Raw genomic sequence first — 24,293 nt, forward strand, 5'->3', positions numbered from 1 at the left:
GTGCGGGCCACTCCGTTGCGGAAAACCTAGGTGCGGGGGTGGAAGTGGACAGGGCTTGCAGGGCAGTCCGGTGGAGTGCCTGTTCCCTCCTCGGCCGGTGGGACGTGGAGTGTCATCCCCACTTGAAGAAGGGGGGCTGCTTGAAGGGGACAGGGCTTTTCCCCTACCGTCCCGGGTCCAGTGCCCATCGGCCGTACGGCCGCTGGCCCGACAGGAGACCTGCTCCGCAATGCCCCCGTCCTCCAAGCCTTCCACCCCGGCCCCGGCCCCGGAGCTGCCCGCGCCCTCCTATCCCGCTGTCGAGTCCCTCCTCGAGGCGACCCCGGTGGACGACGTCCGCGCCTTCTTCGCTCCGGTGAAGGCCGGCCTCGCCGAGCTCAAGGGCCCCAAGGTGGAGCAGGGCAAGAAGGCGCAGGCCGCCATCGCCCGTGCCGAGGAGCTGCTGGAGCTGCTCGTGGACACCCGCGAGCGCATGCTGGCCGAGGCCAAGGGCAGCAAGGGTCGCCGCTAAGTATCAGGAATGACACGGGTTTTCAGGGCGGGGCAGCTTTTTTGCCTGGATCAGGAAACCCGGGGCCCGCATGGCCGATAATACGAGGGAGAGCATCCGGAACATTGGGGATCTCTACCCTTTCCGCTGGCAGCAGCGCCTGGAGGAAGCAATGGCGAAGATCGACAACATGATGGGCCCGAACGTGCGTCTCTCGACCAACGTGACGACGGCGCGGCAGACGCCGCAGACGGGCTTTGGCGCCCGGCTGCAGAACGGACTCAACAGCGCGGCGGGCGCGGTCGGCGCCGGCGTGGGCGCGGTGGCCGGCATGATTCCGGGCGGGCAGATTGTGTCCGCCGCGGTCTCGTCCATGCACACCTTCTCCAGCACCAGCGGCTCCGGCATGGCCGGCGCGCCGTACGCCGGTGTCATGGGCACGGCGGTCGCGCCGATGGGCGGCGGCATGGGTGGCGGAATGGGCGGCGGCGCGGCGTCCATGATGTCCGGCTCGGCCGGCATCTCCGTGGGCGGCGGCGTGGCGGGCGGCATCGGCGGCACGCCGACGTCGGGTGTTGGCGCCAACGCCAGCCCCACCGACACCGTGAACGGCAGCTTCTCGCTGAACAAGATGGCCGAGGAGAACTCCAAGCTCCTCAACCTGCAGGCCGCCATCCAGCAGGAGTCGCAGACCTTCACCGCGATTTCCAACGTGATGAAGTCGCGGCACGATTGCATCAAGAACTCCATCAGCAACGTCCGCTAGAGCGCGGCGAGCCACCTCCGACGGGTCCGGGAGCGGCGCCGCTCCCTGTCCCGGCGGACGCGGAAAGGAAGAGCGAAGTCCATGGCGGAGAGCTCGGAGATTTCGAACAGCCTCGTCCCCGTCGGGCGCCAGCAGGCCATGGTCCTGCTGGAGACCGGCTACCTGTGGTTGGACATGGGCCACTTCGACAAGGCCCGGGACGTCTTTGCCGGGGCCGCGGCGCTGATGCCGAAGAGCGAGGTTCCGCAGCTGGGGCTGGGCGCGGTGGAGTTCGCGCAGGGCCGCCACGACAAGGCACTGCAGGCCTACCGCTCGGCGCAGCGGCTGGCGCCCCAGGCCGCGTTGCCTCGCGCCCACGCGGGCGAGGCGCTACTGTTCATGGGGAAGGTGCCCGAGGCCCTCAAGGAGCTGAAGGCCGCCATGGACCTGGAGCCGGACGGTGATGCCGCGAAGCTGGCTCAGTCGCTCATCCAGGCGAAGGAGGCAGGAATCCTGCCTCCGGCCAAGAAGTAGAAGACGGGAGGAGAAGGCGATGGCTGTCGGTGGCGTGGGACGAGGGGGTGGCAAGGGGCGTGCCGGTGGCGCGAAGGGCGCTGCTGGCGCCGCGCCGGCGGCGGGTGCGAGCTTTGGCGGCAAGGTGGACAAGGCCGAGTCTCTTGTCGGTCCCTCGGGTCTGGTAGGCTCCAGCAACGTCCAGGGCCCCCAGGCTGCGGACCCGGTCGCCGCCCAGGCGGTGGCCATTGCCCGGAAGCTGAAGAACGGGGGCTTCAAGAGCAAGGAGGAGGCGACGAAGGCACTCGTCGCCGAAATCCTGAAGGAGAAGCTCCGCATGAAGTCCTCCTCCCTCACGAGCAAGATCTCCGATGCGCTGCAGGATGATCCGCGGCTGAACCAGGTTCTCGAGCGGCTGTGGTCCAAGGCCGAGTGAGCTGCGCTTGGCTCTGGGCGACGACAGGAAGGTCATCCTCGAGAAGTACGGGCCCTACGTCCGGTCGCTGGCTGCGACTGTGCGCAAGCAGTTCAACGCCCAGCTCGAGCTGGATGAGCTGGTGGCCTACGGACAGATAGGCCTCCTGGAGGCCGCGGAGCGGTTCGACCCGAAGGTGGGCGCCAACTTCCTCACCTTCGCGCACTACCGCATCAAGGGCGCCATCTTCGACGGCCTGCGGAAGATGGGAATCCTGCGGGGCTCGGATGCCCGCACGGCCTTCGCGGGGGAGCGGGCGGCGGCGTACCTGGGAAATCTTTCGGACCGCGAGTCGGGAGCAGGCAACCGCGGCAGCTCTTTTGACGATGATGTCAGTGACATCTCGGATGCGGTGGCCGGGCTCGCGATGGTGTTCGCGACGAGCCTGGAAGGGGCGGACACGGCGGGCTACACCGACGAGTCGCTGCCGGTGGACGTCCGGATGGAGCTGGAGCAGACGAAGAACCGAGTGCGGGCGGCGATAGAGAAGCTCCCGGAGAAGGAGAAGAAGCTCCTCCAGGGGTACTACTTCCAGGGAAGGACCCTGGAAGAGGCGGGCGCGGAGATTGGGCAGTCGAAGAGCTGGGCGTCGCGGCTGCATGCGCGCGCCATCGACCGGCTCAAGGAACTTTTGAACGAGGAGGAGGAACTGCCTCCTTCCCCGACAGATGCAAGGAGGGTCTCACATGGCGGGTCCGATGGCCGGGGTCTCCGCGGCGCAGGTGGCGCAGCAGAAGCTGCAAGACCAGGGCGCCCAGCAGACGAACAAGCAGGGAGCGTCGAAGTTCGACGGAGTTCTCGCTGACAAGGCCCAGGGGGCGGGCCAGGTGGACGCCACCCAGGGCGTGAACAAGGCCCAGGCCGCGCAGGCCACCCAGAAGGCGGACGCCGTCCGCCAGGTGGAGACCGTCAACAAGACGGAGAAGGCCGCCCTCAACAAGGTGAACGTCGCGGGCCAGGAGCCCATGACGGCCAAGGGCGCCGAGCCCGTGGCCGCCAAGGCCGAGACGGCCAAGACGTCCAAGGCCGGCGACATGATGACGCAGGTGGTGGGCGACCTGGAGAAGGGTCAGCTCAACCTGGAGAAGATCATCTCCCAGGCCTCCAGCGGGAAGCAGTTCTCCAACGCCGAGCTGCTCTCCCTCCAGGCGTCCATGTACCAGTACACCCAGCAGCTCGACCTGACGTCCAAGGTGGTGGAGAAGGCGACCACCGGCCTCAAGGACGTCGTCAAGACGCAGGTCTAGGCCTCCCACCAGGCTCCCGGCGACGCCGGTGAAGGGCGGCTCCTCCCTCCCGGGAGGGGGCGCCCTTCCGCGTTTTCCGGGGGCCTAGTAAGCTCTCTCCGCCCATGATTCGCCGACCGCACGCGTTTGCCGCCCCGCTCCTCGCCCTCTTCCTCCTGACGGGCTGCCACATCGAGCTCCAGCACGAGCTGACGGAGTCGGACGCCAACGAAATCTACGTCCTGCTCAGCAAGAACGGCATCAACGCCAAGAAGGAGAAGGAGGAGGGCGGCAACGAGGTCCGGTTCATGATCACCGTGCCCAAGGCGGACGCCGCCCAGGCCGCGGAGCTGCTCAAGCGCAACTCGCTGCCGCGCCCGGTGGAGAAGGGCCTGGCCCACTTCGCCAAGGGCAGCATGGTGCCCACCGCCACCGAGGAGCGCGCCATGCTCCTCAAGGCGATGGGCGGCGAGGTCTCCAACGCGCTCAATCAGATTGACGGCGTGCTGGAAGCGCGCGCCATCGTCATGATTCCGGAGAACAACGACCTGACGCAGCCGGAGAACAAGCCGATGCCGTCCGCGTCGGTGTTCATCAAGTACCGGCCCACGGACGGCAACAAGCTGCCCATCTCCGAGGCGATGGTGAAGAGCTTCGCCGCCTCCGCGGTGCCGGAGCTGAAGCCGGACGCGGTGACGGTGCTGATGACGCAGGCGATGCTGCCCACGGCCGAGACGGACTCGGAGAGCCGGCTGCAGGACGTGCTGGGGCTGCGGATGACGGTGGCCAGCGCGAGCCAGTTCAAGGTGATGTTCGCGGGCGCCTTCGCGCTGGTGCTGGTGATGATGGGGCTGACGGCGTGGACCTTCATGCGCTCGGGTTCCAGCGCTCCGGCCGCGCGCGCCGGAGGCCGCGCCCGGGGCCGTCCGCCGGAGGCCTGACGCCCGGCCCACTCCGGCGGCAGGCTTCCTCTCCCCTCCCAGCGGGCGGCCGTGAGCCCGCGAGGTGACGTTTGGACTCGTTCTTCACCTCGCTCAACAAGCGCCAGAGCATGCTGCTCCTGACGGCCGTCACCTTCGGCGGTCAGGAGAGCCTTGGCGCCTTCGAGCACCTCCCGGAAGAGGAGAGCGCGCTGCTCAAGCACCGCGCGCAGGAAATCCTCCAGATTCCGCGTGAGAAGCGCATCCCCGCGCTGGTGCAGGAAATCAAGCGGCTGGTGAAGGACCGGCGTGGGCAGCTGTGGAGCGCCGAGCCGGAGCGGCTGGCGGCGCTGCTGCAGCGCGAGCGTGGCGCGCTGGTGGAAGTCGTGCTGCGCGCGCTGCCGGGCGCGCTGGCGGACGCGGTGCGCACCCACCTGCCGCCCTCGCGGGTGAAGCTCTCCCGCGAGGTGCGCCCCCAGGTGCTGGACATCGTCCGGTGGAAGCTGGAGGAGGTGCTGGCGCGCGAGGCGGCGGCGCAGCAGGCCGCGGGCTTCAAGTTCTCCGACGTGCTCAACCTGCAGCAGCGCGAGCTGCTCACCGTCTGCGACAGGCTGGGCGCGCGCGTGCTGGGGCCGGCCATGGCGGGCCTTCCCGACGGCGAGCGCGAGGCCCTCTTCGAGCCGCTGCCGCCGGACCTGCGCCTGCTGGCCAACAAGTCCGTGGCGGCCAACGCCCCGCGCAAGCTGCCGGAGGAGGACGCGCGCGCGCAGCTGGAGCTGCATGAGGGGCTGAAGAACCTGGGCGGCGCCATCCGCAGCGCGGGTGTGCAGCGGCTGTCTCGCGCGTGCGTGGCGCAGTCTCCGGAGTTCGCCGCGCGCATGCTGGAGAAGCACCGCGGCGAGTTCGGCGGCCTCATCGCGAAGTGGGTGCGCGAGGAGCGCATCCGCCCCACCGCCCGGGGCGACGGCGGCCGCACCGACATCGTCATGGACCTGGAGCGGCTGGCCACGCGCGGCCTCATCGAGCGCCCGGTGCGCCTGGCGTCGCCGCCTCCGCCCCGCCAGTCCGCGGTGCTCCCGCCGCCGCCGGGCGCGCGCCGGGCCGCCGCCGCCGCTGCTGCGCCTTCCCGTGCGGCCCCGTCCGTCCCGGAGGCGCCTCGCGCGTCCGTGCGCGGCCCCGCCGTGTCCCGGCAGCAGCCCCGCTCGTCCATGGCCGGCCCCGCCGCGTCCCGGCAGGAGCCCGCCGTCCGCCGTGACGCCATGGCCGAGCGCGCGGCCCGGAACGCGGGGGCCCTCTCCGGCCGCGAGCCCTCCCGCGTCTCGCCCGGGGTGAAGGCGGGCGCGCAGGATGGCTCGGCCGTGCACCGGGTGCCGCCCCGCCGTGAGAACTCCATCGCCACGCCCGCCGCCGGGGGCCGCCGTGAGGGTGGGCCCGAGCCCCGGCCGTCGCGGGCCGTGAAGGGAGACCCGGAGGGCGCCCGCATCGGCCCGCCGCCCTCGCGCCTGGGCCTGCGCGGCGCCCAGCGCTCCGAGGGCCCTCCGACGAATGCCGAGCCCGGCCGGGAGCGCTCCCGCGTCTCGGGCGGCGAGTCCTCGCGGGTGCAGCCGCGCGAGGGCGGCGAGGCCTCGCGAGTGCAGCAGCGCCCGCCCGAGGAGCTGTCCCGTGCCTCCCGGATGCGGCCCCGCGCCGAGCCGGAGCCCGAGTCCCGGCCGCCCCGTGAGGACCCGGAGGGCTCGCGGGTGTTCCGCTCGCGCGGCTCCATCCCCGCGGCCCGGCCCGGGGCCAAGGCAGGGGGCCCCCGGGAGGAGGCTCCGCCGGAGCGGCCTCCCCGGGTGCTGGCCGGGCGGGCGACCACGTCCCCGGGCCAGGGGGCGGCCCCCCCGGGCCCAGGCACAGGGGAGGGCACGTCGGTGCAGCGCCGGCCCCGCTCGACGTCGGGGACGGACCGTCCGGTGCCTCCGGGCGCGGGTGGGCGTGGACCGAAGGGCGGAACGCGCTAGCATCCGGGCCTCAAGGAGCACCGCATGGCTATCGGCAAGGTGATCAAAGGTGACGGGACGGTCGAGCCGGGCCTCGCGTCGGAGCGGCCCGTGCTGCGGCCCCCTCGCGCCGGCGTGATGAACGCCGAGGTCTTCGAGGCCCGGCAGGGCGCGCAGTCCATTCTCGAGGACGCCCAGCGCGAGAAGGAGCGCATCCTCGCCGAGGCCCAGCGCGAGCGTGAGGAGCTGCTGGCGAAGACGCGGGATCAGGGCCGCCAGGAGGGCCTGGCGCAGGCCACCGAAATCATCCTCCGCGCGAAGATGCAGGCCGGGGAGCTGCTCGGCAACAACGAGAGGGACGTCATCGCGCTGGCGCTGCGGATGGCGGAGAAGATCATCGGCCGCAGCCTGGAGAAGGACCCGGACCTGATGGTGGAGCTGTGCGCGGCGGCCATCGACAACCTGCGCAGCGCGCGGGCCATGGTGCTGCGGGTGCACCCGAAGACGGCGGCGGTGCTGCGCGCCAAGAAGCCGGTCCTCATGGAGCTGATTGGCCGGGCGGTGGACCTGGCCATCAAGGAGGACCCGGAGGTGGCCCCCGTGGGCTGCATCGTCCAGACGGAGTTCGGCACGGTGGACGCGCAGCTGCCCACCCAGCTCGAGATGCTCCAGAACGTCCTCCTTCCGGACCCGAACGGCCGGAAGGAAGGGCCGGCCTGAGAGGGCGACCATGGCCATCGACCTCGCGCATTACTTCGACCTCATCAAGGAAGCGCAGGTGGTGCGCGTCCGGGGCCGCGTCACCGAGCTGACCGGCCTCATCATCAAGGCCAGCGTCCCCAACGTGCGCGTGGGTGAGCTGGTGCTCATCAAGACCCGCAACCGCACCGCGGTGAAGGCGGAGGTGGTGGGCTTCCAGGGCGACGAGGTCATGCTCATGCCCCTGGGCGAGCTGCAGGGCATCGGCCCGGACAGCGAGGTGGTGCCCACCGGAAAGCCGCTGAGCATCAAGTGCGGCGAGGGGTTGCTCGGCCGTGTCCTCAACGGCATCGGCGAGCCCATGGACGGCAGCCCTCTGCCCGACGAGGGGCTCATCGACTGGTCCGTGGACCGCGACTGCCCGGACCCCTTCACCCGCCAGCGAATCGAGAAGCCGCTGCCCCTGGGCGTGCGCTGCATCGACGGGCTGCTCACCGTGGGCGAGGGCCAGCGCGTGGGCCTCTTCGCCGGCTCCGGCGTCGGCAAGTCCACGCTGATGGGACAGATAGCGCGCAACACGACGGCGGACCTGTGCGTCGTGGCCCTCATCGGCGAGCGTGGCCGCGAGGTGCGCGAGTTCATCGAGGACGCCATGGGCGAGGAGGGCATGAAGCGCTCCGTGCTGGTGTGCGCCACCTCGGACCAGCCCAGCCTCGTGCGCCTCCGCGCCGCCTACGTGGCCACGGCCATCGCCGAGTACTTCCGCGAGCGCGGCGGCAACGTGCTCTTCATGCTCGACACGGTGACACGTCTGGCCCGTGCCCAGCGTGAGATTGGCCTCGCTGTCGGTGAGCCCCCGGCCCGCCAGGGCTACCCGCCGAGTGTGTTCTCCATGCTGCCGCGCATCCTGGAGCGCACGGGCAACTCGCTGAAGGGCAAGTGCACCGCCATCTACACGTGCCTCGTGGCCGGCGGTGACATGGAAGAGCCCATCGCCGACGAGGTCCGCGGTATTCTCGACGGCCACTTCATCCTCAACCGCGCCCTGGGCGAGCGCAACCAGTGGCCCGCCATGGACGTGCTGGCCAGCCTCAGCCGTGTGATGAGCGGCATCGTCAGCAAGGAGCACAAGAAGGCCGCGGGCACCCTGCGCGAGCTGCTCTCCACGTATGAGAAGCAGCGGGACCTCATCCTCCTGGGCGCCTACCAGTACGGCACGGACCCCCGCACGGACCGGGCCATTGACAAGTACGACGCCATCATCGACTTCCTGAAGCAGGACACCCACTCCAACTCCCAATTCGAGGACACGGTGGCCCAGCTCATCGCCCTGTTCGAGGACTGACGCCGGGCCGGGGGTGCGCGGCTGGAATTCCGGGTTAGGATGGCGCCACCATGCCCCCGTATCGGTTGCAAGTGCTTCAGGACATGCGCGCCCGCGCCAAGGAGGAGGCCGAGCAGGCCTTCGCCGCGTCCGTCGAGGCCCTGAAGAAGGAGAAGGTGGAGCTCCAGCGGCTCATCGACGAGCTGGAGCGCCGCAAGCGCGAGCGCAAGGAGAAGGTGGCCGCGTACCTCAAGGAGGTCATGGCCAAGGGCGCCGGCATCAACGGCATGAACATGATGAGCCGCTTCGAGCAGCGCCTGAAGGACGAGGAGGCGCAGGTGGCGCTGGAGGTGGAGCGCCAGCGGGAGGCGGTGAAGGTGGCCGAGCGGGTGATGGAGCAGCGCCGCCAGGCGATGGCGGACGCTACCATGGAGCTCAAGGCCATCGAGAAGCACAAGGAGACCTGGCAGAAGCAGGTGAAGCACGAGCGCCAGCAGCGTGAGGAGCTGAGCCAGGAGGAGATTGGCAATGCCTTGTTCCTGGCTCGGCAGCGCAAGTAACCTGCCGCCACCCCTTCCCTCGGGAAAGACGTCATGAGCCGAGTCGACGACGACCGCGATGCAGCGCGCCTGGCTGAGCGCATCATGCAGGAGAAGAAGCTCGCCGAGGGCCAGTCCAAGAAGCGCCAGGAGGGCGCCTCCGCCTTCCAGAAGCTGATGCAGCAGCCCTCCGCGCCCCCCGGTGCGCCCCAGACGCCGGCCCCGCCGCAGGGCGGCCTGGCCCGCTCCGTGCTGGCGAAGGCGATGCAGCAGGGGAAGACCTTCGGCGAGAAGATCCAGCAGCCGGGCGGCGAGGCCACGTCCCAGGCGGCCCGGCAGTCGGAGACGGGGGCCTCGGAGGCCCGCTCCGGCTCGCGCGCGGCGGGTGCGAAGGAGGACAAGCGCACCTCCGAGACGCGCGACAAGGACATGTCCAAGGCGGAGTCCGCCCTGGGGCAGGTCAGCGCGGAGAAGGGCGCCGCCATCCGGGCGGACGCCGACGCGGGCGGCGGCAAGGGCAGCGGCGGGGGCGGGAAGGACAAGAAGGAGGGCGGGACGGAGATGGGCCCGGGCTTCCGCTTCAACCCCGCGCTGATGGCCCCGGTGCCGGTGGCCAAGCCCAAGGACATGGCGGGCTCCGAGCGACTGCGCGCCCTGGCCAGCGAGATTGCCCAGAAGATTGTCGACCGCATCCGCGTGGGCACCAACGCCGCCGGCAACGCCGAGTTCCAGATTGATTTGCGCGGCGACGTCATGAACGGCCTGTCCATCAAGGTCAGCGCGCGCAACGGGAAGATTTCGGCCACCTTCAGCGGCTCCAACCGCGAGGTCCTCAAGCAGTTGGAGGAGCAGAGTGAGGGGCTGCGCACCGCGCTGGGCGGCCGTGGCCTGAGGCTGGAGGACCTGAAGTTCGAGGCGAAGACATGAGCGTGGAGCCCGACGACGACGGGCCCGGCGTCCACGAGCGGACGATGCTCGTGGACCTCCGCGAGCTGAAGGCCCGTCCGGAGCGCCAGGAGCGTGTCGAGCGCTCGGAGCGTGTCGAGCGCCCGGAGCGCGTCGAGCGCTCGGAGCGTGTCGAACGTCCCGAGCGCGTGGAACGGCCGGAGCGCCAGGAGCGCTTCCCGGAGCGTCCCGTGCGGCCGGAGCGTCCCTGGCGTCCGTTCACCTTCCGGAACCTCGAGAAGGTGTCGCGGGCCCAGGGGCTGCTGGCGGAGCGGCTTCGCTGGCTGACGCCGGAGCGGGGGACGCTCGCCGCGGTGGGTACGCGGCTGAAGGAGCTCTTCGACGCCCCGGTGCAGCTGTCGCTGGAGTCCGTGCAGGTGCGTCCCCTGGGGGAGCTGCGGCGCTTCCTGGGTGACCCGACGTTCCTGGCGGTGCTGGCGCCGGGCGCGCTCCAGGGGCGGGCGGTGCTGGAGGTGGAGCTGGCCCTGGCGCACGCGGCGGTGGACCTGCTGCTGGGCGGGGCAGGGGAGATGGTGGGCCTGCGGCCGCTGACGGACATCGAGGAGGGCGTGATGGGCTACGTCGTCCTCGAGGCCCTCAAGGTCCTGGTGCCTGCGCTGCAGCAGGCGGTGCCGCGCCCCCGGCTGGACGGCGTGGCGCGGGGCGTGGACGAGGTGTCCGCGCGCCTGGGCGACGACGGGCCCATGCTGGCCGTCCACCTGCACGCCACGCTGGGGCCGCATGGCGGCATGGTTCGGCTGGTGGTGCCCGCGGCGGTGCTGGAGGCGGCGGAGCCGGTGGTGGAGAGCGCCCAGCGGCGCGCCCGGCTGAAGGTGGACCTGGAGACGAACGCCAGCCGGCTGTCGGCGGTGCGCAGCTGGCTGCGGGCGGAGATTGGCACGGCGGAGATTTCGGCCCAGGACCTGGCCAGCCTGCGTGTGAAGGACGTGCTGCTGGTGGACGCGCTGTCGGCGCGGCCGGACCGGGGCGAGGACGGGACGGCGCAGCTGCGGGTGGGCTCGGGGCGGGCGGGGAGGGCGGAGGCGGAGGTGTTCATCGAGAATGGGCGCTACCGGGCGCGCATCACCGACATCGTCCCCGGGGAGCCGGGCCACCCGCGCTCGGCCGGTGAAGAAGGGGCGGAAGAAGAAGAGGACTTCACCAACCCGGAGCTGGACGTACCTCCGGAACTCGAAGGGGCGGCCTTGGACGACGTGAACAAGCCGGACGGAAGCGACCTGCTCGGGGACGTGCCCCTGCAGATTGCCGTGGAGCTGGCGCGCGTGCCCGTCACGGCGCAGCAGGTGGTGGGGATGCGGGCGGGCCAGGTGTTGGAGCTGAACCGTGGCCCCGGCGAGCCGGTGGAGCTGTCGGTCAACGGCAAGGTGGTGGCCCGGGGTGAGCTGGTGGAGGTGGAGGGCCAGCTCGGCGTGCGCATCATCAACCTGGCGGGGTGAGGCCCCCCGCGGGTCCGGGGAGGGGCAGGCGGGCAGCCGGGCGGGGCCCGTGGCGGTCCTTCCCCCAATGAACTAGCCTCGCCCCCAACCATGGCAGTCCTCCGTCCTTCCCTCATGCGCCTGTGGCTCGGTGCCGCGCTGGTGCTCACGCCGCCCGCCGTCCTGGCGCAGGCTCCATCCTCGGCGGCCGCGCCGGCTACCGCGGCGGAGCCGTCAACGAAGGGCGTGCCCCCGGACGTCGTGCAGGCCGCGCCCGGAGCCGGGCAGAAGGCCGCGCCCGCCGTGCAGGGCGTCGCCAGTGCCGAGCAGAAGGTCGCGCCTGCTTCACCCGCGCCCGCTGGGCAGGCCGTGCCCGGAGCCGCGCAGAAGGTCGCGCCGGCTTCGCCCGCCAGGCAGAAGGCCGCATCTTCCGTCCCCGCCACGCAGCCGGTGCCCGCCGCCGAGGAAGCGCCCGCCCTGAAGGCCGAGCCCGCTCTCGCGGAGCCCGCCCTGAAGCGGGAGCCCTCCGACAAGGACCGGGAGCTCACCGAGGCCTGGCAGGACCCCACCCTTGAACCCGCGGCGGAGGCGGAGCCGGACAGCCTGGGCTGGACGCTCATCCGCACCCTGCTCGTGCTGGGCGCGGTGGTGGCGTCCATCTACCTCACCCTGAACGTGGGCCTGCGCCGGCTGATGGGCCTGCAGGCGCAGTCCGCGGGCCGCCAGCCCCTGGTCTCCGTGGTGGAGCGGCTGCCGTTGGACCAGCGCCGCAGCCTCTTCGTGGTGAAGGCCGCGGACGAGTACCTGCTGGTGGGTGGCGGCGAGGCTGGCCTGCAACTGCTGTCCAAGCTGGATGCGGAGGCGGTGGAGCGCATTCGCGCTCAGCGCCCGCAGACGAACGTGGTCCCCCTGAGCCCCTTCCTCCAGAAGCTCCTCTCCCGCCGCTCCGGCGGTTCGCCCTCCCAGCCCCCCGGCGCCTGAAGACCTTCCCGTGAACACCCCGCTCTCTGCCCGCCCCCTCCTTCCGCGCATCCCGCCCTGGCTGTTCGCGGCCGCGGTCTCTCTCCATCCCTTCATCGCGCTCGCCCAGAAGAAGCGGGGCAGCGGTCCCGGCATCTCCGATGCCGTCGCCAACGAGGCGGTGAGCAGCGACTCGTTCACCTCGCGTCCGCTCATCCTCATCCTCGCGCTCGCCGCCATGGGCCTCGTGCCCTTCGCGCTGATGATGGTGACGAGCTTCGTGAAGATCTCCGTGGTGCTCTCCATCGTCCGCTCGGCGCTGGGCACCCAGCAGATTCCGCCCACCCAGGTCATCACCGGCCTGGCGGTCATCCTCACCGTCTACATCATGGCCCCCGTGGGTCAGGAGATGTACCGGGCGGCGGGCATGGACCTCTGGGCGAAGGGACCCGGCGTCTTCTCGTCAGAGACGGTGGGCACGCTGCTCGGTGCCGCCGGCAAGTCCAAGGAGCCCCTGCGTGAGTGGCTGATGAAGAAGGTCACCACCAAGGACCGCTCCCTCTTCTTCAACCTCGCCAAGAAGATGCGCAAGGGCGAGGACCGCGACGCCGTGGAGAGCGATGACTTCATGGTCATCATCCCGGCCTTCGTGGTGTCCGAATTGAAGGAGGCCTTTCAAATAGGCTTCCTCTTGTTCGTACCCTTCATTGTCATAGACATGGTGGTGGCCAACATCCTGCTAGCCCTGGGCATGCACATGTTGTCACCCACCACCATCTCCATGCCGTTCAAGCTGCTGTTGTTCGTGCTCGTGGACGGCTGGTACCTCATCGCCAAGGGCCTGGTCATCGGCTACCTGTAGAAAGGCGCCCCCCCATGAATCAGCTCACGGCCATTACCCAGGAGGCGCTGTTCCTGGTGCTCGTCGTCTCGGCACCGCCGGTCCTCACCAGCCTGCTGGTGGGGTTCATCATCGCCCTGTTCCAGGCCACCACGCAGATCCAGGAGCAGACGCTCACCTTCGCGCCCAAGGTCGTCATCGTCTTCGGCGTGCTCGCCCTGACGGGCCCGTGGATTGGAAGCCAGCTCATGCGCTTCACCTTCCACGTCTTCGACAGGTTCCCCGCCCTCATCCGATGAACGTCGCGGATCTCGTCAACGAGCTGGCCGCTCGGACCAACTTCTCCGCTGCCATCTTCACGGTGGCGCTGTTGATGTGTCGCATCATGCCGATGCTCATCTTCAGCCCCTTCCTGGGCGGTGAAGTCGTTCCCACCGAGCTGAAGATGGGCGTCGGGCTGACGCTCTCCATCGTGCTCTACCCGGTCATCGCCGGCTCGGTGACGAAGATTCCGCTCAGCGCGCTGCCGTACATCGCGCTCATGGCCAAGGAGGTCTTCATCGGCTTCTCGCTGGCCTTCATCGTCAACATCGTCTTCGAGGCGGCACGCGTGGCCGGCACCCTGGCGGACACCATGGCCGGCAGCAACAACGCCCAGCTCTACGTGCCCCAGCTGGGGCAGCAGGTGTCCCTCTTCTCCAACCTGAAGGTCCAACTGGCGGTGGTGCTGTTCCTCACGCTGGACGGGCACCACCTGGTCATCCAGGCCCTGGCCGAAAGCCTGGCCTCCGTCCCGCTGGACGGCTTCCCCCGCTTCAGCAAGGGCGCGTGGCCCTTCTTCGACCTGCTCATCCGCATCTTCTCGGACATGCTGCGCATCAGCCTCGCGCTGGCCGCGCCCGCCATGCTGGCCACCTTCCTCACCGACGTGGCCCTGGGCGCCATCAACCGCGTGGCACCGCAAATCCAGGTGTTCTTCATCTCCATGGCCATCAAGCCCCTGGTGGGCGTGCTCCTCGCCTTCCTCGTCATCAGCGCGCTGCTCAACCGCATGCAGGACGAGCTCCGGGACATGCTGGTGGTGCTCAACCAGGCCCTGCGGCTGCTGTCCTGAACCTTCTTCCCCCCGGACGCGCGCCATGTCGGACGAGAGCGGAGAAAAAACAGAAGAGCCATCGCAGAAGAAGCTCGATGACTCTCGCAAGAAGGGCCAGGTCTGGAAGAGCAAGGACCTGAGCGGCATGGGCGTGCTGCTCGTGGGGCTTGGCGCCGTCAAGGGCACCTGGGACATGCTGGAGCACGAAATCTCCACGCTGTTCCTGTTCACCTTCGACCATGTGGCGCATCCGCAGAACCTGGACGTCGTCACCGGGCAGGCCCTCTACATCGCGCTGCGCACCATGGTCCTGGTGTCGCTGCCGGTGCTGGCCGGGGGCGCGGTGATTGGCGGCCTGCTGGAGTACGTCCAGGTGGGTTCGCTCTTCACCATGGACCCGCTGATGCCCAAGCTGGAGAAGCTCAACCCGCTTGCCGGCTTGAAGAACATGTTCTCCAAGAAGGCGCTGGTCGACCTTCTCAAGAACCTCATCAAGATTACCGTCACCGCCCACGTCGTCTACGGCGTGGTGCGCGATGCCATGCCCCTCGTCGTCGAGACGGTGCGCCAGGACACGCGCGGCATCATGATCATCATGGGCGAGCTGGTGACGCGTGTGGCCGCCCGCGTCGCGCTCCTCTTCGTCATCTTCGCCATCTTCGACGTGTGGTGGCAGCGCAAGTCCTTCATGAAGGACATGATGATGACGAAGGAGGAGACCAAGAAGGAATACAAGGAGAGCGAGGGCGACCCCCACCACAAGGCCAAGCGCAAGGAGCTGCACCACGAAATCATGGAGGGGGCGCAGATGGAGGCCGTGCGCGAGGCGGACGTCATCGTCACCAACCCGGACCACGTGGCCGTCGCGCTGAAGTACGACCGCGAGAAGGACGGCGCGCCCCGCGTGCTCGCCCGCGGCGTCGACCACAAGGCCGAGCGCATCAAGGCCATTGCCCGCGAGGGCGAGGTGCCCACCCTGCGCAACGTCCCCCTGGCCCATGCCCTGCTCCGGGTGGAGGTGGGCCACGAGGTGCCGGAGGAGCTGTTCGACGCCGTCGCCGAGGTCCTCAACTTCGTCTACGGGCTGAAGTCCGGCCCGGAGACCTCCCCGGCCCCGGGTGCCCGGGGTGCCCGCGCCTGAAGGGTTGGCCCATGAGTGGTGACGACGAGGCGGAAATCGCCATCGCGCTGAAGTACGACAGGGAGAAGGACGGCGCCCCGCGCGTGGTGGCCAAGGGGATGCGGCTCAAGGCGGAGAAGATTCGCGCCATCGCCAAGGAGCACGGCATCCCCTTCATGAAGAACGTCAACCTGGCCAACGCCCTGTTCCGCGTCGAGGTGGGACAGGAGGTTCCAGAGGAGCTGTACGACGCGGTGGCCGAGGTCCTCAACTTCATCTACGAACTGCAGCGCGACCAGGCAGCCGCCAACGGGAAGCGCTAGGGGGACTGGACGGCCCCCACCCACCTGGAGTGAGGTTCGGTACCACGATGGCCAGAATCAACAATCAACCCCCCAAGACGCCCGTATGGCCCTGGGGCGGCCCCCGAAGCGTCCGTGAGCGGCTCGTCGATGCCTCCCAGGTCGACCGCAAGAAGCTCCGCAAGACGGGCAACCCGAAGAACCCCGCGCTCGCCTCGGCGGCGCTGCTGGACTTCATCGGCCCGGCGCACTCCTCCGAGGAGCTGCGCCTGCCGCTGCCCCCGCACCCCGGCGGGCACGACGCGGACCTGGAGGGCTTCAGCGACAGGCCCCACCTGGCCAGCGTCGCCGGCCGCGGGGAGGAGGACCAGCGCCGCATGCTGGAGCGCAGCCTGGCCAAGGTGAATGCCGCGCCGGACCGGCTGGATCGCCTCAAGGCCCTGCTCTCGCGCGAGTCCGCCATGTTGAACCTGGTGGATCAGGTCAACGAGGAGACGAAGGAGATCATCCGCCAGATGTGGGCGGCCCAGAAGGACGAGGGTTATTAGCGCCATGGCCGTGCTGGACCCGGAAGACCCGAAGGACGAGGCGAAGCTCGCCGCCACGCTGCAGCGCTGGGCGGACGGAAAGGCCACGCTGCGCGACGTGCGCGGCTACTCGGATGACGAGCTGTACGCCATCGCCAAGACGGCCTACTTCTTCTACTACCAGGGGCGGCTCAGCGAGGCGCGCACGCTCTTCCAGGGCCTGTACGCCGTCAACCCCACCGACGCGTACTTCGCCAAGGCCCTGGGCGTGGTGGAGATGGCCGCCGGAAACGGGCAGGGCGCCCTCGCCGCCTTCGACGTCGCCGCCAAGCTGGCCCCGCAGGATCCGTCCGTCTACGTCGGCCGCGCCGAGGTGAAGCTGGCCCTCGGCCAGAAGCCCCAGGCCATTGAGGACCTGCGCCGCGCCGCCGCCATGACGCCCGAGAATGACCCCGTGGTGCGCAAGGCCGGCGCCATGCTGACGGCCCTGAGCCGCCGCTGAGGGCCTCCGAATGGCCGTTGACGGCCGTACACACGTGTTGCACGTGTCTCGGCTCGCTGGATGTGTGAGTCCGGAACAGTCTGCTAAGCTCGGACCGTTCACCCCAAACCAATCGATGGAGAGGTGGAGAGAATCATGAGCACCCAGAACACGAAGAAGGAGAAGCGCCCGCTTCCTCCTGAGCCGGCGGAGCTGATCGAGAAGCGCGAGAAGCTGCTGGTCGAGCTCGAGGCGCAGCAGAAGACGGCCAAGGGCACCTTCAAGGAGGTGGTGTTTACGATGAAGTCGCTGGTGTCCTCCACCCAGCCCGGCTCGCCCTTCGACGAGCGGCTCTATGCCGACGTGTCTGGCGCGCTCCAGCGCTTCATGAAGGACCCCCTCCTCCCGGTGCCGCCGGTGCTGGGCATGGTGGTGGAGTATCTCTCCCTGCGCCTGAACACCTATGGCGTCACCATCCAGAACGCGGTGAAGGAGATGAACCCGGAGCTGCACGCCAAGCTGGCCTTCACCCCTCCCTCGGGTGGGGGTGCGCCCGCCGCCGCTCCGGCCGCCGCGCCCCGGCCGCCGGCCGCTGGCGGCGCCAAGGGCCCCAAGGACGGTTTCGAGTCCTCCGCCAAGCGCCCCCTCTCCCTGGACCCCGACGCCGCCCCCGCCGGCCCCGCGGACCCCAAGAAGGAGCAGCAGAATCTCGAGTCCTTCAAGGCGTGGATGAAGAACCCAAGCCTTGGAAAGCTCAAGGGTTAGGGGCTCTCGGGGCCTCCCGCGAAAAAGCCGGAAATGATCCCGGTTAATTCGCAGGAAACTCCGGACGCCTTCCTCCGATAATCCTTTTGTAGCCGCTGCTGCACACCACTTCGCAGCAAACCGCCCAAACCACACAGGAGCATACAATGACCATCGGAAACGTGTTCAACGCCGCGGTGAGCAACATCAAGCAGGGCTCCGACGCTTCCCGCGCGATGATCGACGCGGCGCCCCCGGATCAGCGCGCGTTCCTCGAGGCCCAGCAGCAGATGCAGAAGGACGCGCAGATCGTCCAGCTGGTCACCAACTGCATGAAGAAGCTGGACGACATGGCGACGTCGGTCCTCCAGAACCTGAAGTAAGAAGTAGCCGGTCGCTGGTCTCCCGCGGCCCTGCTTCACCCCGGCCTCGCAACAGTCCTTCAAGGACTGCTGCGAGGCTGGTTCATTTTCAGCGCCTGGCAACGGTCTCCGCGGGCGGCCCACGCGCAGCAACTTTTTCCGTCGCCGTGAGACAATCCTTCCGAACCGTCTTTCGAGGAGAACTCCTTAAATGGCTCCGATCACCCGCAGTGCCCCGCCCCGCACGCCGACGCAGCCCACGGCCGCGAAGCAGACCGCGCCCGCCGCCGCCGCCGGTTCGACGCCGACGGCCTCCGCTCCCGGCGAGGACCTCAAGAACCTCCAGGCCGAGATGAAGCACATCGAGGACAAGGCCAAGAAGGACCCCAAGAGCCTGACGGCCGACGAGCGCTCTGACTACGCCAAGGCCGCCGGCCTGGAGAAGGTGCTGGAGAACAGCAACTTCATCGGGTTCCTCAACAAGGACTCGGGCGAGAAGATCTTCAAGAAGGTCGACGAGGAGATGCAGAAGTTCATCGCCGCGAACCCCAACGCGTCGCTGGAGGACATGAAGAAGCACGCGGAGACCAAGTTCAAGGCGGCCCTCTCCTCCGAGGTCGTGTCCAAGGGTGTGGTGGACATGGCCATCAAGCAGATGCAGGAGCGGCTCCAGGAGATTCGCGACAGCTTCGAGGAGAAGTAGTTCGTCATCACGGTCCACCGGCCGAAGGGGCGCCTCCTTCAAGGAGTTGATGCCCCCGGCTGGTGGGCCCGCCGGAGCCGGGCTAGACTCCACGCCGCTTCCGTTCTCGCCCCGGGGATGAGTCCACGATGACGACCCAAGCCAAGGCGCCGGTCTCCAACGAAGATGGGAAGCCGCTGTCAGGCCCGGAGATGCTCGAGCGGGCCACGGACGGCTTCAACCTGTTCCAGGATGGCCACTTCCAGGAGTCGCTGGCCGTCTTCGAGCAGCTGTCGGCCATGGATCCGGCCGAGGCCTACTTCCAGACGGCGCTCGGCGCCTGCTACCTGGCGCTCGAGGACCTCGACCGCGCCGAGGCCTTCTTCAACCGCGCCATCGAGCTGGACCCGACGGACATCACCCCCTTCGTCAACCGGGGCGAGGTCCACCTGCGCCAGGGCAAGGTGATGGAGGCGGCGCATGACTTCAATCATGCCGTGAGCCTGGACCCGGAGGGGAAGGACCCCCTGAGCGCCCGGGCCCGGATGCTGGCCGCCGCCGCGCTGGAGAGCGCCGAAGAGGCGCAGGGGCTCTCCGAGCCCGGTTCGCCCGAGTCCGGCACCAGCGGACGCTGAGGGCTTTCCCCCACAACCGACCAGCCTGAGGGTGCCCCCTTGGGCTTGGGGCCGAGCACGGACTAGGATGGCTCCCCGCTGATGGCCGCCCTCAATCCGAACAGCTTCCTCGCTAAGTACTCCGACATCGTCCTGGCGTTGGTGGTCGTGTGCATCGTCGGGATGATGATCGTCCCGCTGCCCACGCTGCTGCTGGACGTCTTGCTGACGCTGAACATCAGCATCTCGGTGGTGTTGTTGCTGGTGTCGCTCTACGTGCCAGCGGCACTGCACCTCACGGTGTTCCCGACACTGTTGCTCATCACCACGATGTTCCGGCTGTCGCTGACCATCTCCACCACGCGGCTCATCCTGCTGACGGGTGACCCGGGAGAAGTGGTCATCGCCTTCGGCAACTTCGTGGTGCAGGGCAACTTCGTCGTCGGCGCCATCCTCTTCGTCATCCTCGTCATCGTGAACTTCATCGTCATCTCCAAGGGCTCGGAGCGCGTCGCCGAAGTGGCCGCGCGCTTCACCCTGGACGCGATGCCGGGCAAGCAGATGTCCATCGACGCGGACCTCCGCGCGGGCTCCATCGACCAGGACCAGGGCAAGAAGAAGCGCCGGGACCTCGAGCGGGAGAGCCAGCTGTTCGGCGCCATGGACGGCGCCATGAAGTTCGTGAAGGGCGACGCCATCGCCAGCATCATCATCACCGTCGTCAACATCGTCGGTGGCCTCATCATCGGCGTCACGCAGAAGGGCATGTCGGCGGGCGACGCGGCGCAGAAGTACACGCTGCTCACCATCGGTGACGGCCTGGTGAGCATGATTCCCGCCATCCTCATCTCCACCTGCGCCGGCATCATCGTGACGCGCGTCGGCGGCGAGGAGGAGGGGGCCCACCTCGGCATCGACATGGGCCAGCAGCTCACCGCGTACCCGAAGGCCATCGCCATCGCCGCGGGCATGCTCATCGTCCTCGGCCTCGTCCCCGGTCTGCCCAAGATTCCGTTCTTCCTCCTGGGTGCCGGCGCCGGCTTCGGCGCCTGGACGATGCTCAAGAAGGCGAAGGAGTCGGAGCTGGTGGAGGAGGCGGGCCCGGCCCTGGAGACGGACAACGGCACGCCCATGGCGTCCGAGCCGGCTCCCAAGGAGCCGATGAACCCGGACTCCGAGCTGTTCATCCCCGTCGTCACGCCGATTGTCCTCGAGGTCTCCGACGCGCTGGTGCCCTACGTCGACTCGCGCCAGGACAACGGGAAGTTCCTCTTCGAGCTCATCCCCTTCATGCGCGACGGCCTCTTCGTCGAGCTGGGCGTGCGCTTCCCGGGCGTGCGCGCGCGCGGCAACGCGTCCCTGCCGCCCGGCGCCTACCAGGTGCAGATCAACGAGGTGCCCGTCGTCACCGGCCAGGCCACGTTGGGGCACATCCTCGTCAACGACACGGTGGACCGCCTCAAGCTGATGAACATCCAGGGCTTCGAGGCCATCAACCCCGCCACCCGCCAGCCGGCCGCGTGGGTGCCCGAGCAGCACCGCGACACGCTGGAGGCCGCCGGCCTCACCACCTGGGACGTGCCCGGCTACATCATCCTGCACATGGCCGCCGTGCTGCGGCGCAATGCCCGCGAGTTCGTCGGCGTGCAGGAGACGCAGACGATGCTGGAGCAGTTGGAGAAGGCCTTCCCCGCCATCGTCAAGGAGGTGGTGCCCAAGGTCGTCAACGTCCTCAAGCTGACGGACATCCTGCAGCGCCTCGTGGAGGAGGAGATCTCCATCCGCGACTTGCGCGGCATCCTCCAGGCCCTGGCCGAGTACGGGCAGGTGGAGGCGGACAACGTCATGCTCACCGAGCACGTGCGCGCCGCCCAGCGCCGCTACATCTCCCACAAGTACGCGCGCGGCACCGGCACCCTGGTGGTGTACCTGTTGGACCCCAACATCGAGGAGGCCATCCGCGGCTCCGTCAAGCGGACCTCGGCGGGTGCCCACCTCGCGCTGGAGCCGGAGCTGGCCCAGGAAATCGTCCAGGCCGTGCGCTCCGAGTGCGGCCACCTGCCGCCCAGCGCCCAGCGGCCCGTGATCCTCACGGCCATGGACATCCGCCGCTACGTCCGGAAGCTGCTGGAGTACGAGTTCAACCCCTCGTTCTCCGTCCTCAGCTACCAGGAGCTGTCCCCCGAGCTGAACATCCAGCCCGTGGCCCGCATCTCCACCCGGTAGGCGTGACGCCCGGTTCCGAAAGGTGGGTGCAACACCCACCCGGCGGACTCCGGCGACATCGGAATCCTGCCCGGAGACGCAACTCGGGAGTTGGCGCCTCGATAATCCAGGGGAAGCAGCAAGCGCTTACTCAGCGCACTCAAAACGAATTCGGGAGGCACCATGACCACGATCAACCAGGCTGCCAGCACCACCCGCACCGCCACCACCAGCAACACGTCCGGCCCCAGCCAGGCGGACCTCGCGAAGAACCTGAAGCTCATCGAGTCCACGGTGGACCACTGCATCGCCGAGATTGAGTCGGCGGTGAAGATGCTGAAGTCGCTGGACACGACGAGCAGCAGCTCGTTCTGCGGCACCCCGTCGCGCCCGGGCGACTCGCAGGGCATCGCCGCCGGCGGCAACGGCTGCTTCCCCAGCGAGTTCCCCGGCAAGTACGAGGACTACTTCCGCCCGGCCGACAAGCTGAAGGTGGACTCCAACTCCGGCACCATCACCACGCCGGGCGGCTACAAGATCGAGCAGCTGGGCCAGTTCGAGTGGAAGATTTCGGGTCCGGACGGCAAGAGCACCCGCGTCTGGGGTGACCCGCACGTCGACGAGAGCGACGGCGGCAAGTTCGACTTCAAGAAGAACACCACCTTCGCGCTGCCGGACGGCACGCAGATCCACGTGACGACCAAGCCCTGGGGCAACAGCGGCATGACTGTCACCGGTCAGCTGGACATCACCTGCGGCAGCGACCGCGTCACGGTGTCCGACATCGACAAGGGCAAGGGCAAGATCACCGAGGGCCTGAAGAAGGACGGCTACGAGAAGCTGGTCGACTTCCGCAACAAGAGCGACGACATCCTCTACATGGGCAAGGAGTCGGACGACTGGTCCTTCAACGGCCGCGAGGTCATCGGCGACGTCAACGGCGGCGAGTCCTTCAAGGTCGGCGACCTGCTGGCCGCCGGCCACTACTCGGTGGACGGCACCAAGACGGAGCAGTGGCAGCCCGGCAAGGCGAAGCCCGAGGTGCGTGACGACTTCGTGGACCGCATCAACAAGGCCGTCGAGAAGCTGTTCGACCTGACCAAGGAGACGCGCGCGTTCGGCCACAACCCGTTCCGCGGCACGGACGACCTGGGCAAGTACGACAAGCAGGAGCACAAGGACGGCATCAACGACGCCTTCAGCAACGTGAAGCAGATGTTCCGTGCGCTGGATGAGATCACCAAGCTGAATGATATGGTCAGCCGCCGTAACTTCTTCGTCTGACCCTGACCCGTTGGGTGGGGGCTGCATGCCAGCCCCCGCGTGAGGTGGCCGTGAGCAAGCCCGAGAAGCCGCAGCCGGAAATCAACATCCCCCAGGACGTCGGGGAGCGGCTGATTCGAGGGGAGGTCTCCCTCGGCAAGTTCCTCGGGCTGACGCACGAGCAGCTCATGTCCATCGCCCGGTCCGGGCACAAGATGCTCGAGGCGGGCAAGGCACCGCTCGCCCTCGAAATCTTCCAGGGCCTGGTGGCCGCCGCGCCGCAGGACACCGTCTTCCTCACCCAGCTCGGCGCCACGTACATGACGCTGGAGCGGATGGACGACGCCTTCGACGCCTACAGCCAGGCCATCCTGCTCAACAGCGCCAACGTGGATGCTCTGGTGGGCCGCGGGGAAATCCACCTGCGCCGGGGCCAGGTCCCCGAGGGGCTGAAGGATTTGAGCCGGGCCATCGAGTTCGACCCGGGCCTCAAGCGCCGCTCCACCCAGCGCGCCCGCGGCACGCTGCTCGCCCTCAAGAAGCAGGCGGAGCAGGCCAAGGTGGCGTCGGCCGCGCCGAAGAAGTAGGGCCCTTCGCCCACCCCGAGTCGTAGCGAGCCTCCGCCCTGGTGACAGGGCCGGAGGCTTCGTTCGTTCTGGGGCTCGGGGGGGACGCGGCGGGCCCGGGGCGCGGGGGGGGCCCGCGCCCGCTCAGGCGCCAGCGAGCACGGCAATCATCATCACCAGGAAGAGCAGCCCCACCACGCCCATCACCACCAGCGGGACGAGCTTCTGCTTGTCCTTGAGCGCGGCCATGGCCCCACCCCGGCCCTCGTTGTCGGGGACGGGACTCTCCGAGGACAGGGAGATGGGCTCCTCGCTCGGTGCGGGCTCCTCGCTCGGTGCGGGCTCCTCGGCGGGCGGGGGCTCCTCGGCGGGCGGGGGCTCGGGCTCCTCGGCGGGCGGGGGCTCGGGCTCCTCGGCGGGCGGAGGCTCCACCACCTTGACCTGGCGCGACGGCGAGGGCGGCGGGGCCTTGGCCTTGGCCTCGGTGGAGATTTGTACGGGCTCCTCCGCGGGCTCCGAGGGGTCGACGTAGAGGAAGCGCGTCGCGCCCACCTCCAGCTCGTCGCTGTCCTTGAGCGCCTTGCGGTTGATGCGCTTCTTGTTGACCTTGATGCCGTTGCGGCTGCCCAGGTCCTCCACGTGCGTGCCGGACCAGTCGCGGCGCAGCTTGGCGTGCTTCCGGGAGACGAGGTCATCCTTGAGGATGACGTCCGCCTCCTTCTCGTCGCGCCCGAAGATGATCTCCTTGGCGTCGCCAATCTCGATGCGCTCGCCCTCGCGCGGCCCGTTCATGAAGCGCAGGTAGCGCTCCTCGCCGGACGCGAGCCCGCGCATGGCGTCCTTCACCATGCCCCGGGCGATGAAGGACGTCTTCTCCGAGTTGACGTCGGCGTTGAGCTCCGTCATCCGCTCGAACTTCACGTCGTACTGGGCAATGGCGATGACGTCGCCATTGCGCAGCAGCCGCTTCTCGCCCTTGGGCAGCGGCTTGCCATTCAGCTGGGTGCCGTAGGCGCTGCCCAGGTCCTCCAGGAAGAAGAGGGTGTTCTCCTAGACGATGCGCGCATGGTTGCGCGACACGGCCTGCTGGGCCAGCACCACCTGGCAGGCCTTGTCCCGCCCCATGGTGATGACCGCGTCGTCCAGGACGACCTCGGTGCTCGGGGCGGCGCCGGCCTCGCTGCGCTGCGTGACGGTCAGACGGACGCTCATCGAGGAGGGTGCACGGGCGGGGGGAGT

The 24,293-nt window shown here is 69.0% G+C and carries 28 protein-coding genes and 1 pseudogene; 28 read left to right on the forward strand and 1 reads right to left on the reverse strand.

From position 1 onward, the window contains the following. The first annotated feature begins 229 nt into the window (after nt 1–229). From G4D85_RS21745 to G4D85_RS21880, 28 genes are all read left to right on the forward strand, one after another. Nucleotides 230–511: a hypothetical protein gene (locus tag G4D85_RS21745; RefSeq protein ID WP_205525645.1), complete on the forward strand. Its 282-nt coding sequence runs from the start codon at nt 230–232 to the stop codon at nt 509–511. A 151-nt stretch (nt 512–662) separates the two neighbouring features. After that, nucleotides 663–1,256 carry a hypothetical protein gene (locus G4D85_RS21750; RefSeq protein WP_164014933.1) on the forward strand — a complete coding sequence of 198 codons (594 nt, stop codon included), beginning with the start codon at nt 663–665 and terminating at the stop codon, nt 1,254–1,256. Nucleotides 1,257–1,337: 81 nt separating this feature from the next. Continuing rightward, the gene (locus tag G4D85_RS21755) at nt 1,338–1,769 is read left to right on the forward strand and encodes a tetratricopeptide repeat protein (protein WP_164014935.1); all 432 of its coding nucleotides are present in this window, start codon (nt 1,338–1,340) and stop codon (nt 1,767–1,769) included. A gap of 19 nt (nt 1,770–1,788) precedes the next feature. Then, complete coding sequence (locus tag G4D85_RS21760; RefSeq protein ID WP_164014937.1) at nt 1,789–2,184, forward strand: hypothetical protein; 396 nt, start codon at nt 1,789–1,791, stop codon at nt 2,182–2,184. Between the two features lie 7 nt (nt 2,185–2,191). Further along, on the forward strand, nt 2,192–3,028 hold the full coding sequence (locus G4D85_RS21765) for a sigma-70 family RNA polymerase sigma factor (protein WP_164014939.1): 837 nt from the start codon (nt 2,192–2,194) through the stop codon (nt 3,026–3,028). Further along, nucleotides 2,910–3,470: an ATP-dependent helicase HrpB gene (locus G4D85_RS21770; RefSeq protein ID WP_240359426.1), complete on the forward strand. Its 561-nt coding sequence runs from the start codon at nt 2,910–2,912 to the stop codon at nt 3,468–3,470. Before G4D85_RS21765 ends, G4D85_RS21770 begins: the two co-directional genes overlap by 119 nt. Nucleotides 3,471–3,574: 104 nt before the next feature. Then, the gene (locus tag G4D85_RS21775; protein ID WP_164014941.1) at nt 3,575–4,390 is read left to right on the forward strand and encodes a type III secretion protein; all 816 of its coding nucleotides are present in this window, start codon (nt 3,575–3,577) and stop codon (nt 4,388–4,390) included. A 71-nt stretch (nt 4,391–4,461) separates the two neighbouring features. After that, nucleotides 4,462–6,369, forward strand: coding sequence for a hypothetical protein (locus G4D85_RS21780; protein WP_164014943.1), 1,908 nt, complete (start codon nt 4,462–4,464; stop codon nt 6,367–6,369). A gap of 24 nt (nt 6,370–6,393) precedes the next feature. Continuing rightward, entirely contained in the window at nt 6,394–7,068 is a 675-nt protein-coding gene (locus G4D85_RS21785; RefSeq protein WP_164014945.1) for a FliH/SctL family protein, read from the forward strand. Nucleotides 7,069–7,078: 10 nt separating this feature from the next. Next, entirely contained in the window at nt 7,079–8,392 is a 1,314-nt protein-coding gene (sctN, locus tag G4D85_RS21790) for a type III secretion system ATPase SctN (RefSeq protein ID WP_164014947.1), read from the forward strand. A gap of 50 nt (nt 8,393–8,442) precedes the next feature. Then, on the forward strand, nt 8,443–8,931 hold the full coding sequence (locus tag G4D85_RS21795) for a flagellar assembly protein FliH (protein WP_164014949.1): 489 nt from the start codon (nt 8,443–8,445) through the stop codon (nt 8,929–8,931). Between the two features lie 33 nt (nt 8,932–8,964). After that, nucleotides 8,965–9,837, forward strand: coding sequence for a flagellar hook-length control protein FliK (locus G4D85_RS21800; RefSeq protein WP_164014951.1), 873 nt, complete (start codon nt 8,965–8,967; stop codon nt 9,835–9,837). Next, nucleotides 9,834–11,312 carry a type III secretion system cytoplasmic ring protein SctQ gene (sctQ, locus tag G4D85_RS21805; RefSeq protein WP_164014953.1) on the forward strand — a complete coding sequence of 493 codons (1,479 nt, stop codon included), beginning with the start codon at nt 9,834–9,836 and terminating at the stop codon, nt 11,310–11,312. The genes G4D85_RS21800 and sctQ overlap by 4 nt, the downstream gene beginning before the upstream one ends. Before the next feature lie 90 nt (nt 11,313–11,402). Further along, complete coding sequence (locus tag G4D85_RS48905) at nt 11,403–12,272, forward strand: FliO/MopB family protein (RefSeq protein WP_240359427.1); 870 nt, start codon at nt 11,403–11,405, stop codon at nt 12,270–12,272. A 10-nt stretch (nt 12,273–12,282) separates the two neighbouring features. Continuing rightward, complete coding sequence (sctR, locus tag G4D85_RS21815; RefSeq protein ID WP_164014955.1) at nt 12,283–13,113, forward strand: type III secretion system export apparatus subunit SctR; 831 nt, start codon at nt 12,283–12,285, stop codon at nt 13,111–13,113. Nucleotides 13,114–13,127: 14 nt separating this feature from the next. Next, on the forward strand, nt 13,128–13,391 hold the full coding sequence (fliQ, locus tag G4D85_RS21820; RefSeq protein ID WP_164014957.1) for a flagellar biosynthesis protein FliQ: 264 nt from the start codon (nt 13,128–13,130) through the stop codon (nt 13,389–13,391). Further along, nucleotides 13,388–14,206 (forward strand): flagellar biosynthetic protein FliR, encoded by an 819-nt coding sequence (locus tag G4D85_RS21825; protein ID WP_164014959.1) that lies wholly within the window; start codon nt 13,388–13,390, stop codon nt 14,204–14,206. Before fliQ ends, G4D85_RS21825 begins: the two co-directional genes overlap by 4 nt. 25 nt (nt 14,207–14,231) lie before the next feature. Then, a complete protein-coding gene (gene sctU, locus G4D85_RS21830) occupies nt 14,232–15,329 on the forward strand; it encodes a type III secretion system export apparatus subunit SctU (RefSeq protein ID WP_164014961.1) in 1,098 nt (365 codons plus the stop codon). Between the two features lie 11 nt (nt 15,330–15,340). After that, complete coding sequence (locus G4D85_RS21835) at nt 15,341–15,631, forward strand: EscU/YscU/HrcU family type III secretion system export apparatus switch protein (RefSeq protein ID WP_164014963.1); 291 nt, start codon at nt 15,341–15,343, stop codon at nt 15,629–15,631. Between the two features lie 47 nt (nt 15,632–15,678). Further along, nucleotides 15,679–16,158: a hypothetical protein gene (locus G4D85_RS21840; RefSeq protein WP_164014965.1), complete on the forward strand. Its 480-nt coding sequence runs from the start codon at nt 15,679–15,681 to the stop codon at nt 16,156–16,158. Nucleotides 16,159–16,162: 4 nt separating this feature from the next. After that, nucleotides 16,163–16,639, forward strand: coding sequence for a SycD/LcrH family type III secretion system chaperone (locus G4D85_RS21845; RefSeq protein ID WP_164014967.1), 477 nt, complete (start codon nt 16,163–16,165; stop codon nt 16,637–16,639). Between the two features lie 135 nt (nt 16,640–16,774). Then, nucleotides 16,775–17,383: a hypothetical protein gene (locus G4D85_RS21850; protein ID WP_164014969.1), complete on the forward strand. Its 609-nt coding sequence runs from the start codon at nt 16,775–16,777 to the stop codon at nt 17,381–17,383. A 146-nt stretch (nt 17,384–17,529) separates the two neighbouring features. Then, nucleotides 17,530–17,745, forward strand: coding sequence for a hypothetical protein (locus G4D85_RS21855; protein ID WP_164014971.1), 216 nt, complete (start codon nt 17,530–17,532; stop codon nt 17,743–17,745). A 190-nt stretch (nt 17,746–17,935) separates the two neighbouring features. Next, nucleotides 17,936–18,427: a hypothetical protein gene (locus G4D85_RS21860; protein WP_164014973.1), complete on the forward strand. Its 492-nt coding sequence runs from the start codon at nt 17,936–17,938 to the stop codon at nt 18,425–18,427. Between the two features lie 128 nt (nt 18,428–18,555). After that, nucleotides 18,556–19,041 carry a tetratricopeptide repeat protein gene (locus tag G4D85_RS21865; RefSeq protein WP_164014975.1) on the forward strand — a complete coding sequence of 162 codons (486 nt, stop codon included), beginning with the start codon at nt 18,556–18,558 and terminating at the stop codon, nt 19,039–19,041. An 81-nt stretch (nt 19,042–19,122) separates the two neighbouring features. After that, nucleotides 19,123–21,246, forward strand: coding sequence for a type III secretion system export apparatus subunit SctV (gene sctV, locus G4D85_RS21870; RefSeq protein ID WP_164014977.1), 2,124 nt, complete (start codon nt 19,123–19,125; stop codon nt 21,244–21,246). Between the two features lie 162 nt (nt 21,247–21,408). Further along, nucleotides 21,409–22,509, forward strand: a complete 1,101-nt coding sequence (locus G4D85_RS21875; RefSeq protein ID WP_164014979.1) for a DUF1521 domain-containing protein — start codon at nt 21,409–21,411, stop codon at nt 22,507–22,509. A gap of 50 nt (nt 22,510–22,559) precedes the next feature. Continuing rightward, nucleotides 22,560–23,075: a tetratricopeptide repeat protein gene (locus G4D85_RS21880; protein WP_240359428.1), complete on the forward strand. Its 516-nt coding sequence runs from the start codon at nt 22,560–22,562 to the stop codon at nt 23,073–23,075. Between the two features lie 123 nt (nt 23,076–23,198). Here the strand turns inward: G4D85_RS21880 and G4D85_RS21885 are convergent. Continuing rightward, nucleotides 23,199–24,266, reverse strand: a pseudogene (locus tag G4D85_RS21885) (FHA domain-containing protein). Between the last annotated feature and the right edge of the window lie 27 nt (nt 24,267–24,293).

The sequence above is a fragment of the Pyxidicoccus trucidator genome (assembly GCF_010894435.1).
Classification (GTDB): Bacteria; Myxococcota; Myxococcia; order Myxococcales; family Myxococcaceae; genus Myxococcus; species Myxococcus trucidator.